Origin of the sequence: Shewanella sp. 10N.286.52.C2 (assembly GCF_002874545.1) — a bacterium.
Taxonomy (GTDB): domain Bacteria; phylum Pseudomonadota; class Gammaproteobacteria; order Enterobacterales; family Shewanellaceae; genus Shewanella.
The window spans coordinates 36690-51286 of record NZ_MCTV01000027.1; the positions used below are offsets into that span (position 1 = coordinate 36690).

Genomic DNA, 14597 nt, shown 5'->3' on the forward strand with positions numbered 1-14597 from the left:
GCTTGGCTTAACTTAACCATAATGAAAGCTAAGCTGCTTATGTGGTTATCGCCTTAAGGGCTGCGTCTGTGTATCTAGAAGTTTACCCCCAGAAAACATAAAAGGCGCCATTGGCACCTTTATCGTGATTGAAACATAAGGGACTGTTAATTAGGGGCTATTTATTCAGGACGGATAATTAGCCACGCTTAATTCTGGCACTGACTTGCGCTTCTTTATGGGCTTCTAACCAATACTTTTGCAAGGTAGTATTTTGCAAACCTGTAGTGGCATCCCCTAGCCTCCAAGCCCCTTTCCAAATGCCATCTGCAATAAGATGCACAACAGCGCTCTCAATGGCTGCGACTACGCATAAACTCACAGGCTCATTGGAAGTATAACCCGCTTCAGCCTCTAACAAATCTTGTGCATCAATAAACTTAAATACACCCGCGGTAATTTCTTTTGATATCACCGATTTGGTGGTGGTAACACTACTGAGTAATCGGCCAGTTCGAATATCCACAGCGCGTAAATTAACGGTAATGCTATCGACTCGGTATTGACCTGAAGCGCCAATGCCTAAATACCGTGCTCCAGCACCGCCCGTTTTAATATTTGTGTCATAGGCAACAATGCCACCTTCCATTAATACCTGCGCACTATTAAGTTGCGGTAATTTACTGGCATCACCTTTAAGTCCTGCCCGTAAAATTTTACGTTCTGTTAATAGGTTTTGCAGTCCTTCACGCTCAACGGGTATAAACCATGCTGAATCATTAAGTGACTGGGCTAAAAATGCCGTACCGGATTGTGGCACTGCCGTTGAAAAGTTACTTGATGGAATGGGCTTGTATTGTCCTGTTTGATCGCGAAAATCATATACTGCAGCAACCATCGCACCTTGTGGAAAAGGTAAACTGGTTAGATCGTAATAAGTTTCACCTTTAGGCATTAAACTTGAAGTGGCATCTATATTTTCAAATTCTTCATCAATTGATGAGCAAGCTGTTAAAGATAGTAGGCACAAGCTAATAAATAATTTTTTCATTATTAACCCCCGACACTGTCATCAACAATACCGCCAACTTCAATAATGGTGGTTTCACCGGTTAATACGTCGGTAATATGAACAATCAATGAGCCGTCTTCATTAACGACATTAATTTCAAAATCATCAGTTAATAGATAACCTTCCCCCCCATTGGCGGCATCATTAAAAAGTTGGCTCATCAACCGAGACTGTAACGAACTTGAGAGACGTTCTAATGCTGTTGGGGCCACATAACCTGAGCCACCACTACTTTCATGGTCATTTTGCGCAGCTGCATTAGCCAGTAGATATGAGCCATTTAAATAGCTGCCACCAAAGGCTGGGTTTACTGGTTGATAAATAAGTTGAGTGGCAAAGCAATCAACTGAAAGAATGAGCAATATTGAAGTAAATGTTATTTTTTTCATTTTGGCTTTCCATGCTTAGAATTCGTCAGGTGCGAGATCTGGGTCAAACAACGCTCCTAAAACGGCTTGTTCATTTTGCTTAACTACCGCAGAGTTAACGCGTTTAGCGGCATAATTGGCTTGGTCATCTATATTCCGACTAATAGGCGACACAAAAGTCACAAAAACGGTTTTTCTGTTTTGTTGTATTAATATTTTGCTACCACTTCTTGCTGTAGCTTGTTCAATAACGGTGAGCCCGGTATGTTTAGACTCGCCACCAATATCTCTGTATGCCGCGACAAATTCACGGTAAAAGCGATGGCCGAGTCGGGTCATCGCACGGTTTAAGATTAACCCATCAATTAAATCAGCTTCATCCTTAGGGACGGCATCATTAATATTAATAGGCTTAGTTTTGGGAGCTTTTTGAATATTCTTATCTGTCGCTGACGTTGTTGGCTCTTTGGCATTCTTAAGCTTTTCTGCGTGGCTTTGATCTATTGGCGGTTTATTTTTAGTGCTGATTTGCTTTAAAGAAGGTTCAGTCACTAAAGTTGATTTAATATCTAGTGTTGACTCTGTAGATAACCTTGATTCAGTAACTAAAGGTTTTGTTACTGAATTACCAGCGGCAATGACATGACTTGAAAAGATGAACAGAAAAAACATCAATAAGATGCTTTTCATACTCTAACCTCATGCATGTGAGTCTGTGCCCAAGCTATTGCTTGACCGCGACTGGATACCCCAATTTTTCTGAAAGCGCGATATAAATGAGTTTTAATTGTACTCTCGCTGACAAACAATTGATTGGCGATATCCAAATTTGTACTGCCAGCCAGTAACGCTTGAAGTACTTCTCTTTCACGTATGGTTAAATGCTCACTATCATCGTCAGCTTCATCACCAGTGACTGATTTATGTAAATCATGGGGTATAATGCTGCGACCTTTAAGTATTTCGTTAAATCCACTGCTAATAGCGGTAAGTTCAGCATCACTGTAAAATACACCAAACGTTGTAGCTGGGTGGATCAAAAATTTTGCATCAACTTGTTTGGGGAAATTAATAAATACCGTTTTCACCGAGCTGTGTTCGCGTTCGATTAAACGCTGTAATTGATAAGCTTGTTGTAAATCTATGGTAGCTAAATCAAACACCACTAAAGAGATTTCATGTGAATTTAATTTAGTACTCATAGTTGCTGGAGTTGCTTTAGCTAGCTTGACCAAAAACTCTTGGGGCCAACGACAATCAAGTAGGTCAACAAGCAATTGCGAACGAGAAACGATCATCCAATTGATAACTTTAAACATCACCCTTCACTCCATGTTATTACTTAAACAAACCTGTAGAAATTGTATAAAGTCAGGTTAGCAAGCCAACCTGACATATACTATTAGCCAAAAGAGTGTTTAAATTATTTTAAATATACTTTTGTACTACTATGGCATCATCACTGCGCCTTGATTAATGGTCACAGAGTTACCATCACCAAAGGTGGTCACTGACGAAGTATTGCCCATATCAGTTTGTGTTACAGCAACAACATTTGTACTGCCAATGATATAAACATCAGCAAAGTGCTCTGTGCCCGTTTGGCTAATATCAAGGTCATTAGTTGAACCAAACCAAGACTCTCCAATAGCTTCGTTCAAGCTGCCTACCTGTACAATATCAACCATTGAGCCAGTACTTGCACCGTCGGCATAAGCGCTATTATCATCACCAGTTTGCGTCACATTGACAACATTATTGCTTCCCCATGCCCCCGCACCAAAACCGGTCCCATAAGAATTAGTTGCATTGTCGTTATCAGTCACAGAGTTTCTATTACCGGTTTGAGTAATAGTAATAGTGTTGTTGGCGTTATATCCTGTTTTTGCACCAGCATAGTTATCATCACCAGTTTGGTAAACAGATACTGTATTTGTTACGCTATCAGGCAATTGAGTAACCAATGCCTCGTTTGAAATACCTGCTTGAACAACAGTTGCAGTATCACCGCTACCAGCTTGATTGACTGTCGCTAAGTTACTCATATCGCTTTGGGTAACCGTGGCAGTATTATTGGCATTACTTTGATTAACAAATGCCATTTGACCGTCACCAGACTGAGTTACGGTTGTAGTTTGGTTAAAGTCTGATTGCTCCACAGTAGCTTGACCATTAACACCACTTTGCATCACAGTAGCCAAACCGCTATCACCAGACTGGTTAACATCAGCCTCATTATTCAAATTAGATTGAGTAACAAATGCCTCGTTACCATTGCCCATTTGCATCACTGCAGCATCATTCGACAAGCCTGTTTGTACAATATCTGCCCAGTTATTATCGCCAGATTGATCAATTACCGCGACTGTCTCTTCCAAAGCATTATCTGTTAGCGTATTTGTTTGCTGAAATATGCTACCTGTATTGCCAGCTCCAGCCTGCGATATGGTCGCTTCTGCACCATCTGAATTATCCTGCTCAATGTAGGCATCATTACCAGTGCCAACAGACTGATTAATGGTGGCATCGGCAAAGTCAGACACATAATTGTTAATTTCTGCAGTATCACCATCACCTAACTGATTGATGGTCGATGATGCGCCATCGGCATTTTCTTGCGTAATAGTTGCAATATTACTGTCACCCACTTGATTTACTGCCGCTTCTGCAGCTTGGGCATTGTAATATTTCTGCACTATATTCGCTTTATTCAAACTACCTTCAGTATCAATAGTCGCTGATGCTGTAGCGGTTGAATTATGCTGAGAGATTGCCCCTTCATTCCCATTACCCACTTGAGTAATAAAAGCTGCTGTATTTGAAGTATCAGCTTGAGTCACTTCTGCAGAATTCTCATCACCAGATTGTGATACTGTTGCTGCATTTGACTCGCTATTGACTTGCTGCGTAATCATGACAGAATTATCATTACCAACTTGGTCCACAGTTGCCATGTTACCATCACTAGCATGCGCACTAGTTGAAGCAAATAGTACAGCTGAAATTAATAAAGCTAATTTTGAATGTTTCATTATTGTCTTTCCCTTTACGTTTAGTTAGATAAATTATCTTTGGGTGATCACAACATCTTGTGAGTTTCCCCATTGAAGCACACCCACTGCGTTTCCAGACCCGTGCTGCTGGATCTCTATCGAATTGTCGTAACCACTTTGCTTAATTAAAGCTAGGTTCCCAGTTCCTGTTTGCATCACATCGAGGTATAAATTTTCTCCGCGTTGCAACGAAACAACCGCATTTCCAAAACCCATCTGCAAGATTTCAGCCTCAATATTGGCACCAGACTGCCTAAGGCCTGCAATATGATGCGAGCCTTGCTGATTAACATTTATTGAATTATTAAAACCGAATTGTTGAGATTGAAAACGATTAGCGCTACCAGACTGATATAAGCTTAATGAACTATCACTGCCATCTTGTGAAACTCGAGCTAAATTAGCCCCACTGGCAAGTTCATCAAAATCACTTAAATCAGACTGACTGAAAGTAGGAAAAGAAGCTAGACAGACGACAAAGGCAAATGAAATTGCTAGTATCTTAGTTAAGCGATGTAAATACTTACTTTTTAATACGTCCATGCTTTCTGCCTTTAACAACTGACTGAAAGGAGAATTCCCTTCACATTTTCAGTGGGTAAAGTATTGCTCAATAAAATCTATTCTAAATCCACCTCGAGTATTAAAACCTCATAGACTAATAGCTATAAAATCCTCCCCCCCCCCACTTTAGTATAAAAAAATAAAACCACTTACCAACCTTTTACTTAAATTTAACTAATAAAAACAGACCATTAAACTGATAAGATTAGTTCAGAAGATTATGCAACCATTAATCTTAAACCGGGCTGCTTTTAGCATTAAACTTTAATCTAAATAAAATTAAAAACTTTAAAGTGGTAAATAATTTAATGAGAAATATGAGGTAAAATAAGGAAAGTTATTAGTGAACAGTGTAAAAATGCTTAATTAATAATTACCAGCATTATTTGTAATCCCCGACATTTATAATTTCTTTGCGGATTGAAAAACATAGAAATAATTAAAAATATTAGTCTTATCATTTATGAATAGCGTAAACTCAACAGCACTACCGACCCTAAAGTGAGTTAACGCTGATGAGTGTTACTCGTGTTTGCATAAAAAGTAATTAAATGCTTCAAACGCTTATAATATGCCCCTATGATTTAGCCAGTATTAATACTTGGCCAGCTTCCTTTTTAATTTCATAGGGTGAAGCCACCATCGCTTCATTTTCAATACACACGCCAGTCACTAAGTTGTAATGTTGCTTATATAATGGAGAAGCCACACATAACTGACCTTCAACGTCACAAATCAAGCCGCGAGCAAGCAAACTTACCCCTGTCGCCGGATCGATATTATCAATGGCAAACAAACCGTGTTTACCTAAATCAAAAATGGCGACGGCTTTACCTGCAACCCACGCCGCAATCCCCGTGCCTTGAGGTAAGCTTGACTCATTACATACATTCACCCAACTCATACCAACTCCTCCGCAATTTCTGATTCTAATTCTGATTCAATTTCTTTAATCGCAATGTTTCCTGCACCGGTAGACGACATAGCAGGAAAACGCTGCTGACGGGCGCGATGATACAGGTGTGTTTCACCTTCAGGCTGAGCATCAGGGTTAACGAACTCATTAAAACGGGCAAGATATTCAGGTTTTTCAAGACTGGTTTTCCACTCACATTGATAAGCCGCGACCACTTTGGCCATTTGACTATCAAGCTCTGCAGCAAGGCCTAAACTATCTTGTATCACCACCGACTGTAGATATGCTAAACCACCTTCAAGCGACTCCATCCACACTGAAGTGCGTTGTAATTTATCAGCGGTTTTAATATAAAACATCAGAACTCTGTCGATATATTTGACTAAGGTATCGGTATCTAAATCGGTAGCAAATAAATCACCATGACGTGGGCGCATACCGCCATTCCCAGCAACATATAAGTTCCAACCTTTATCGGTTGCGATAACACCAATATCTTTGCTTTGGGCTTCTGCGCATTCTCGAGTACAACCCGAGACAGCAAACTTAATTTTATGGGGCGCACGTAAGCCTTTATAGCGGTTCTCTAAATCAATGGCTGTAGACACAGAGTCTTGAACACCATAACGACACCAAGTGCTACCCACACAAGATTTAACCGTACGCAGCGATTTACCGTAGGCATGACCGGTTTCAAACCCGGCAGCAATTAATTTGCCCCAAATACTCGGTAACTCTGATAATTTTGCGCCAAATAAGTCGATTCGCTGACCACCCGTGATTTTGGTGTACAAGTCATATTCTTTGGCTACGGCGCCAATGGCAATTAAACCATCAGGGGTAATTTCACCACCTGCAATTCGCGGCACCACAGAGTAAGTACCATCTTTTTGTATATTGCCAAGATAGGCATCGTTAGTATCTTGCAACTGAACATGACTGCTCTCTTGGTTTAAAACATATTTATTCTGCAATGAAGCAAAAATTGACCCTGCTGCGGGCTTACAAATGTCACAACCAAACGTCGACCCAGCATTGGTACCAGCGTGTTTACCATGGCGAGTAATTAACGTCTCAAAGTCAGTAATGTTTTCAACTTGGCACAAGTGATACAAAGACTGTCTATCCTGTTCAAAATGCTCACAAATGCCAGTATTGCACTCAACCCCTTCTGCTACGAGCGCTTCATCCATGATTTTCTTCACCAATGGCGCGCAACCACCACAGCCAGATGCGGCTCGGGTGCAGGTCTTGATTTCAGCAATGGTATGATTGCCTTTGGTCACTGAAGTGGCGATATCAGCCTTAGTCACTTGATGACAAGAACAAACTATTGAGCTGTCTTTTAATTCAAGCGCCGTTTCATCACCCGTCATTAATAATTCAACCGCATTGCCTTCAATTGCATCTTGCGATAAATACAAATCCAGTAAACGGGCATAATCACTGTTATCGCCCACTAATACTGCGCCTTTAAGATATTGACCCGACTCATCTAACCACAGCTTTTTATATATGCCTGATTGATTGTCAGATAACTCCACAAATTGCGCATTGTCGAAACCGCGGCTTTCACCAATAGCGGCAACATCAACACCTAATAGCTTGAGTTTGGTGCTCATATCCGCACCAGTAAATGCCAATGATGGCGCAGGCGCCTTAGCAACTCCTGCCGCTAAATGCGACACAGCGACTCGCGCCATTTGATAACCTGGGGCAACTAGGCCAAAAATGCGGTTTTGCCATAATGCACATTCACCGATGGCATAAACATCGGGAGCTGAGGTTAAGCAGTTATCATCAATTGCAATGCCGCCGCGATCACCCATTTGCATACCGCTGCTTCTCGCTAATGCATCTTGAGGTCGAATACCGGCAGAAAACACAATCATGTCAGTTTCAAGAAAACTATCATCGTTGAATGTCATGCGGTGCTGTGCGCTCTCACCATCGATAATGGCGGTGGTGGCTTTAGAGGTATGTACTGATACACCTAAGTCATTAATTTTACTTTTTAGTAAGTCACCCGCTTTATCATTTAATTGTACTGGCATTAACTGTGGTGCAAATTCAACAACATGAGTTGTTACGCCAAGGGCCATTAATGCATTTGCCGCTTCAAGGCCTAATAAGCCGCCACCGACTACCACGCCAACTTTAGATTTTTTCGCCGCAGCTTCAATGTCTTGTAAATCTTCTATGGTGCGGTACACCACACAGCTTTCTCTATCGTTACCAGCAATAGGTGGGACAAATGGATAAGATCCTGTTGCAAGGACTAAACTGTCATAGGCTGTCGTTATGCCCGCTTCTGTGGTCACGGTTTTATTGGCGGTATCTAGCACGGTAATTCGGCTATCAAGGTGCAACTTTACCCCCCAATCTTGATAATCCTCAGCGCTAGTTAGCATCAATTCATCGGCACTACCGGTTTCAAAATATTTTGACAGTTGCACCCTATCGTATGCAGGTCGGGGCTCTTCACCAAACACTTCAATATCAAATTGCTGCTGCAACCCTTGACTACATAATTGCTCGATAAAGTGATGACCCACCATGCCATTACCTATTACTACCAGCTTGGATTTTGCATTTGCCATAGAAGGCTCCTTGAATTTTTGTTAAAGCCCTAAAAACAAAAAAGCGCCAGCCTCTGGGTTAACAGAGCTGGCGCCATTGCCAAAAGCCTTCAAATTTTAACTATAAACTGTTTAAACTACACTGTTATAGCGTCTCGATTAACGACGATTACGTGCACGCGCCATTGCATTTAGAAGTTAGAGATTCAAGCTACAGTTTGTCATGATGATAACGCTTGACCTAAACTCTTTATTTCCACGGTTATTTATTTACACAGCGATTTATTAATGCCAGCTAATGCTTCACACAACTTAATTGCTCACACGATCTAGCAAATACTAAGCATTGACTATGCCAACAAACATAAAATCATAAGTCATTGTAAATATACAAAATAATGTATTAGCCTAAAAAGATACTAGGCTATACTGGTCACCACAGGCGCACTCGCACCAAATTGTTGCATTCGGTTCGTCCCTCTTTGATTTGCTTCAATTTGTTTTGCCGCTGCAATGATACTTTTTGCCATTTCAGCTACGGTTACCCCCTTGCTCATAGCCTGTTTTTGGATCAATTCATGCGCTACTTTTTCGCTAATACCCTGCAATTGCAGTAACGACTTGGCTTTTGACACCAGCTTCATCGCGACACATTTCTCATCTAATTGCTTCACTTTTTCGAGCATATTTGAAGCATTATCAAAGCGAATTTTTGCTAGGTTAACTAAAGAGCTTAAGCGTTTTGCTGACAGCTGCTCGGGTACGAAAGTCACCCTGCCACAAAGTAACAAACTGGCTAGATGATTTTCATCCCAATGCTGAGCATTCACAATAATGGGTAAAGCCGTATTCGATAACAAACGCTCAATAAATGCTTGCTGCAAGGGTTGTAACTCATTGGTTAGAAATACTAAACATGATCCGTTTCCTTTAAGCACATTTTGTTCTAGTTGGCTGAGGCTTGTTACTTCTACACATGCCTGAAACTGATTTAGTTGGATTTTATAATCTGTCAGCAATGCATTGTTATTAAATGATGGGTCACAATAGATATAATTAACCATATGCTTAACTCCTTACTGCATGACGAGTTGACGGAATAACGTTATTTTCAATATGTTGCCAAAGGGACGACCCCATGACATTTGAGTCTTGAATGACATATTTATTTCGCTCAAACCAGACTTTTTTGGCATGTTCTAAGGCATCATTAATAGCTAATCCTTTATTACATAGCACATTTACCAGCGCTATCGTGGCGGTGACACTGGCTATCGCTTGCTGTAATTGTGCCGTTGATAAATCGGCCTCAGCAATGTCTTCAGCCCGCCAAAGTTGCGCCAGTACAGCAGCAGACAAATCAGCTTGACCAAGCTTTGCCCCCACAAATGCCTCAAGTTGGGTAGGCAGATTAATCTCTGCAAAGTTAGCTTCATGTTGGCCATTAAAACGCAGTAAACCTACCCGAGTACTGACACGAGGGTTGATTTCTGTCTCCCCCTGCAGGCCTTTAAAAATAGCAATATCTGCCGCTTCTCTTTGGCAGCTATCCTTTGCCAAAAGCGCTGCCACTTGATGATGCAATTTATCTAATCCAGGATGAAAATAACTGCGTAGGCTAAATGCTGCATTACACGGGTTAACGCAGCGAACAGACATTTGAATAAAACTTCGTAAACCCAACTCTTGATGTAAAGCGCGGCAATCATTTAATACTGGAATAACATCTGCGCTGTTAAGGTAAATCAGCCCTGTTTTCGCTAACATTTCTGCGGCGGTTTCGGCGTTGTCACATTTAGGAATATCTAAAGCCGCAATATATGATTCAACATGACGACGATGAGGTAATGATTGACTATCTCCATGTAATACAATGGTTTTACCTTGTTTAGCCAGCATTTTTGCCGCTAATAATAACCAAGGTAACTGCTCGCGCTTACCGGCATATACCGGCCAATCAATATCTGCTTTAATAGTTTTCCACTGAGAAGAAACCAACTGCTTTAGCCCAGACGCTACACCAGCAAGTTCTTCAACTGACTCACCTCGCACTCGCATAAGCATCATCGCTGCCGCCATTTGCGCAGTAGAAATGTCACCACTTGCAAAACCTTTAATCAAGTAAGCGGCTTCAGCAAAATTCAAACTGCGGCTACCTTTAACCCCTTTGCCCATTGCTTTGATGAGCTTACGGCTATCAAAATCAGCGGCATTAAGCATATCTTGCGTTTGTTGCTCAACCATAAGCCACCTCCACAAAATCTGTTGGCTTGGCTTTTATATCAGACAATAAGCCAGCTAATTCTTGACCCACTGCAACCACTTCACCAATGATGATTAAGGTTGGGCCACTGTCTTTAATTAATGTCGCTTGCTTGGCCATATTGCTAACATTGGCATAAGTGATTAACTGATTAGGTCTGCCGCCATTGGTGACAAGTGCCACGGGTAAGTTTGCCTCAGCTTTAACAGACATAAGTCCTGCTGAAATTGCTGCTGCTTGCTCCTTGCCCATGTAAAAAACTAAGGTAGATTGTGCTTCTAATAAGCCTTTCCAATGAGTTGGAGCCTGATCTAGCCCATCATTTGTAATGCGGGTACCAGTGACTAACGTGACTGAACGAGCCATGCCGCGGTACGTTAGCGGAATACCTGTGGTTGAGGCGCAGCCTAAAGCTGCTGTAATACCAGGGGTAAATCGGCTAGCGATCCCTAATTTAGCAAGATACAGAGACTCTTCAGCCCCGCGCCCAAAAATATGCGGATCGCCACCTTTTAAACGTACAACTTTGAGTCCTTGTGTGGCAAGCTTTGCTAGTAAAGCGTTTATATCATCTTGCTTATAACTTGGCTGACCACAACGTTTACCCACAAAGTGGCGCTGACAATCTGCAGAGACTAATGAAAGAATATCGCTGCTGACCAAGCTGTCATAAACCAGCGCCTCAGCTTGAGACACTATTCTGGCGGCTTTAATGGTCATTAAATCTAATTGCCCGCAACCTGCACCGACAATTTCGACATCACCCGAAATCAAATCATTATTAGCGGCTGCGCTATTAAAGTTAATTAGCTTATTCAATGTATGACTCATTACGCCACCTCCTCTTGGGCTGATTTACGTTCTTGCTCTGACAACTCAGTCGTTATCTCAGCTAAAGCAATATGCCAAATATCATTGGCACATTGACCCACTTCACTGTGGCAGCTACCACATTGTCTGCCGCAGCCTAGCTCTGTTTGGGTTTCATCTAACGCCTTATCAAAATCTGCTTGTGTGATATCAGTGTTAATCGCTGTGGCGCTAGTAAAATCAGATGCTAAGGCACGTTTACTGAATACTGCATTATCAAGTTTTTGCAGCATGGCATATTCAATATTGGCTTGTGTGACACCGGTACAGGCGCAAATTAGTGGGCTGTTACCAGCTTTAATCAGCTGATGTAATTGACGCATTAATGCAACATCTACTGTTTGACCAATAAGCAAATTCATCGCTTCAAGGGAAACAGCGACCTTTGTGCGACTTAACAGTTTCAGTGATACCAACAAGCCGTTACTGATATTGCAATGCACATGGATAATTTGCTGACTAGCAAGGGAAATTGTCCATTTTAAAGCGTGTACCGTTGACTGGTAAGCAAATGCTGCATCTGTATTTTCAAAACCGATGTGATAACAACTGCCAGTGGTTAATGTTTGCTGAACATTCCAGTTCAGGCCTTGCATGTGTGGATCATGCAGACCAAAAACGATCCCTTGCAATGTCACAGCAACTTTAGTTAACGACACGGGTTGGCATTTAAACGCTGGCTGTTTTGAGTAAGGGTCAAACTGACTATCAAGTGGGGTATTAACGCCCTTACCTAACGAGAACTGCTCAGACCAATGCATTGACATAAACCCCAAGTCTGGCGCTTGGGAGTCATCTGCAACCACTCTTGCCACGGCAAAATTGGTTATTGATAAATTGGGGGCAGCAAAAGTTACCAAGTCGTCTTCAATTAATTTTAATTGCGCTAAAGTCGAAGGATGAACAGCAATAACAGGCTCTGGGATACTGGCTCTAAGCGCCGCAATATGACCTGTGCGGGTCATGGTGTGCCATTGATCTCGGCTGCGACCACTGTTTAAGCGTACTTGCCCAGCTGGCAAAGGGGCTATTTGGCAATCTGCAGTGGTTTCAATAAATTGCGCTTTTGATGATGCGGTGGCGAATATGCCATCGGCAAACAATCTTTTCTTATTGCCCCCTATGGCACCATGGTTAGCAGCAGGCCACTGCGTCGGTAGTAACTCATCATATTGCTCATCCGTTAAATCAGCCAAACCGCTTAAATCAAACTGCTTGCCTGGAAAAGATTGCTTTACAAGCTTAGATAACTGGGCAAATTCTTTAAAAACGGCAGCACTGTTTTTAAAGCTAAAACTTTGTTCAAAACCCATCGCTTTTGCGACTTCTGCCAAGGCCCACCAATCAGCTTTTGCAGTGCCTTTAGCTTGTATAAAGCCACGTTGGCGGCTAATCACTCGCTCACTGTTAGTGACAGTGCCACATTTTTCAGACCAACCCTGTGCAGGTAATAACACATCGGCTAATTGCGCAGTCGCAGAGTCTTGTGTTATCTCAGACACCACCACAAAAGGACAGGTTTCTAATGCCGCAGTTATTTTTGCAGTATTAGGCAATGACACCACTGGATTAGTGCCCATAATCCACACCGCTTTAATTGTTCCATCTGCCATAGCATCAAATAATTCAACGGCTGTGAGACCCTTATCAGTCGCGATCACCTCAGACTGCCAAAAATCTCCTAACACTTGACGCTCCGGCTCAGAAAACCCCATATGACAAGCAAGTTGTGTCGCTAAACCGCCCACTTCACGCCCACCCATGGCATTCGGTTGGCCTGTAAGTGAAAAGAAACCACAACCTTCCTTACCAACCTGACCAAGAGCTAAGTGACAATTGATTATCGCATTGCTAGTGTCAGTGCCTGCAATAGATTGGTTTACCCCTTGGCAGCTAGCTGTCATGACTTTTGCGTGAGAGATAAATAACTGATAGAAATCCTGCAACTGAGCAATAGGCACTAATAACGCTTGGGCAAGTGTTTCAACATCAGTGGCTTGACTGGCAACGTGTGCTAAGGTTTGAGTGAAGTTTTCAGTGTGCGCATCAATATATGGCTGATTTAACGCTTCATTTTTGGCAATGAAATTCAGTAAGCCATTAAATAATAACGTATCTGTCCCCGGCGCGATTTGAAGATGTAAGTCTGCTTGGCTTGCCGTAGCAGTTTTAGCTGGGTCAATTACGACAATTTTAGTGCCATAACGCTGGCGGGCTTTAATCATCCGCTGAAATAAAACCGGATGGGTCCACGCTGCGTTTGAACCCACTAATACTATTACTTGTGCCTGTTCAAAATCGTCATAACAACCCGCTACAACATCCTCTCCATATGCGCGCATGTGCGCACTTACAGCAGAAGACATACAAAGGCGTGAATTGGTATCAACATTCGCCGTGCCAATAAAGCCTTTGGCCAATTTATTAGCCACATAGTAATCTTCAGTTAAAAGTTGCCCTGATAAATAAAATGCAACTGAGTCTGGTCCATATTGCGCAATAGTTTGTTTAAAGGTGTCAGCAATTGTCGTGATAGCTTCAGGCCAAGCAACTGACTTACCAGACTTATATTTGGGATAACGTAAACTATTTGGCTGGACTAAGCTTTCTAATAAACGCTCACCTTTGGCACATAACTGACCTTTATTGGCTGGGTGAGTACGATCACCTTCAAGCTCAAATCCAATGTCGTTAAGACTGCTAGGGGTTACACTTATTCCGCAGCCGACGCCGCAATAAGCACAACTAGATTGGATATTAGACATGCAACTTCCCTTCACTGACTCAAATTCAATGACAATAACGTCGCAAATCTCGTGCCAATTGCTAACTTAATGATTTACAAACCGTTTACAAATAAGGCAAATTTAAAATCGCTACTTTTGTTCAACAAAAGTGCACCAAGCCGCACCAATAACGCACATGTCGTTGAA

Annotated in this window: 12 protein-coding genes; all 12 read right to left on the minus strand. The window is 41.9% G+C overall.

What is annotated here, in order from left to right; all coding sequences use genetic code 11:
• Positions 1-178 precede the first annotated feature (178 nt).
• On the minus strand, positions 179-1030 hold the full coding sequence (locus BCU94_RS11030) for a CsgG/HfaB family protein (RefSeq protein WP_102476407.1): 852 nt from the start codon (positions 1028-1030) through the stop codon (positions 179-181).
• Between the two features lie 2 nt (positions 1031-1032).
• Entirely contained in the window at positions 1033-1440 is a 408-nt protein-coding gene (locus tag BCU94_RS11035; RefSeq protein WP_102439588.1) for a curli assembly protein CsgF, read from the minus strand.
• 15 nt (positions 1441-1455) lie between these two features.
• Positions 1456-2109 (minus strand): curli production assembly/transport protein CsgE, encoded by a 654-nt coding sequence (locus BCU94_RS11040; protein WP_241901032.1) that lies wholly within the window; start codon positions 2107-2109, stop codon positions 1456-1458.
• Positions 2106-2738, minus strand: a complete 633-nt coding sequence (locus tag BCU94_RS11045) for a LuxR C-terminal-related transcriptional regulator (RefSeq protein ID WP_102439587.1) — start codon at positions 2736-2738, stop codon at positions 2106-2108. The genes BCU94_RS11040 and BCU94_RS11045 overlap by 4 nt, the downstream gene beginning before the upstream one ends.
• Before the next feature lie 129 nt (positions 2739-2867).
• Positions 2868-4451, minus strand: coding sequence for a curlin (locus BCU94_RS11050; RefSeq protein ID WP_102476408.1), 1584 nt, complete (start codon positions 4449-4451; stop codon positions 2868-2870).
• 33 nt (positions 4452-4484) lie between these two features.
• Positions 4485-5015: a curlin gene (locus BCU94_RS11055; RefSeq protein ID WP_102476409.1), complete on the minus strand. Its 531-nt coding sequence runs from the start codon at positions 5013-5015 to the stop codon at positions 4485-4487.
• Between the two features lie 598 nt (positions 5016-5613).
• The gene (nirD, locus tag BCU94_RS11060) at positions 5614-5940 is read right to left on the minus strand and encodes a nitrite reductase small subunit NirD (protein WP_102476410.1); all 327 of its coding nucleotides are present in this window, start codon (positions 5938-5940) and stop codon (positions 5614-5616) included.
• Positions 5937-8552 carry a nitrite reductase large subunit NirB gene (gene nirB / locus BCU94_RS11065; RefSeq protein ID WP_102476411.1) on the minus strand — a complete coding sequence of 872 codons (2616 nt, stop codon included), beginning with the start codon at positions 8550-8552 and terminating at the stop codon, positions 5937-5939. The genes nirD and nirB overlap by 4 nt, the downstream gene beginning before the upstream one ends.
• A gap of 398 nt (positions 8553-8950) precedes the next feature.
• The gene (locus BCU94_RS11070) at positions 8951-9595 is read right to left on the minus strand and encodes an ANTAR domain-containing protein (protein WP_102476412.1); all 645 of its coding nucleotides are present in this window, start codon (positions 9593-9595) and stop codon (positions 8951-8953) included.
• 4 nt (positions 9596-9599) lie between these two features.
• Entirely contained in the window at positions 9600-10775 is a 1176-nt protein-coding gene (locus tag BCU94_RS11075; RefSeq protein ID WP_102476413.1) for a glycosyl transferase, read from the minus strand.
• Positions 10768-11625, minus strand: a complete 858-nt coding sequence (gene cobA / locus BCU94_RS11080) for a uroporphyrinogen-III C-methyltransferase (protein WP_102438001.1) — start codon at positions 11623-11625, stop codon at positions 10768-10770. Before cobA ends, BCU94_RS11075 begins: the two co-directional genes overlap by 8 nt.
• A complete protein-coding gene (locus BCU94_RS11085) occupies positions 11625-14429 on the minus strand; it encodes a nitrate reductase (RefSeq protein ID WP_102476414.1) in 2805 nt (934 codons plus the stop codon). Before BCU94_RS11085 ends, cobA begins: the two co-directional genes overlap by 1 nt.
• Positions 14430-14597 lie beyond the last annotated feature (168 nt).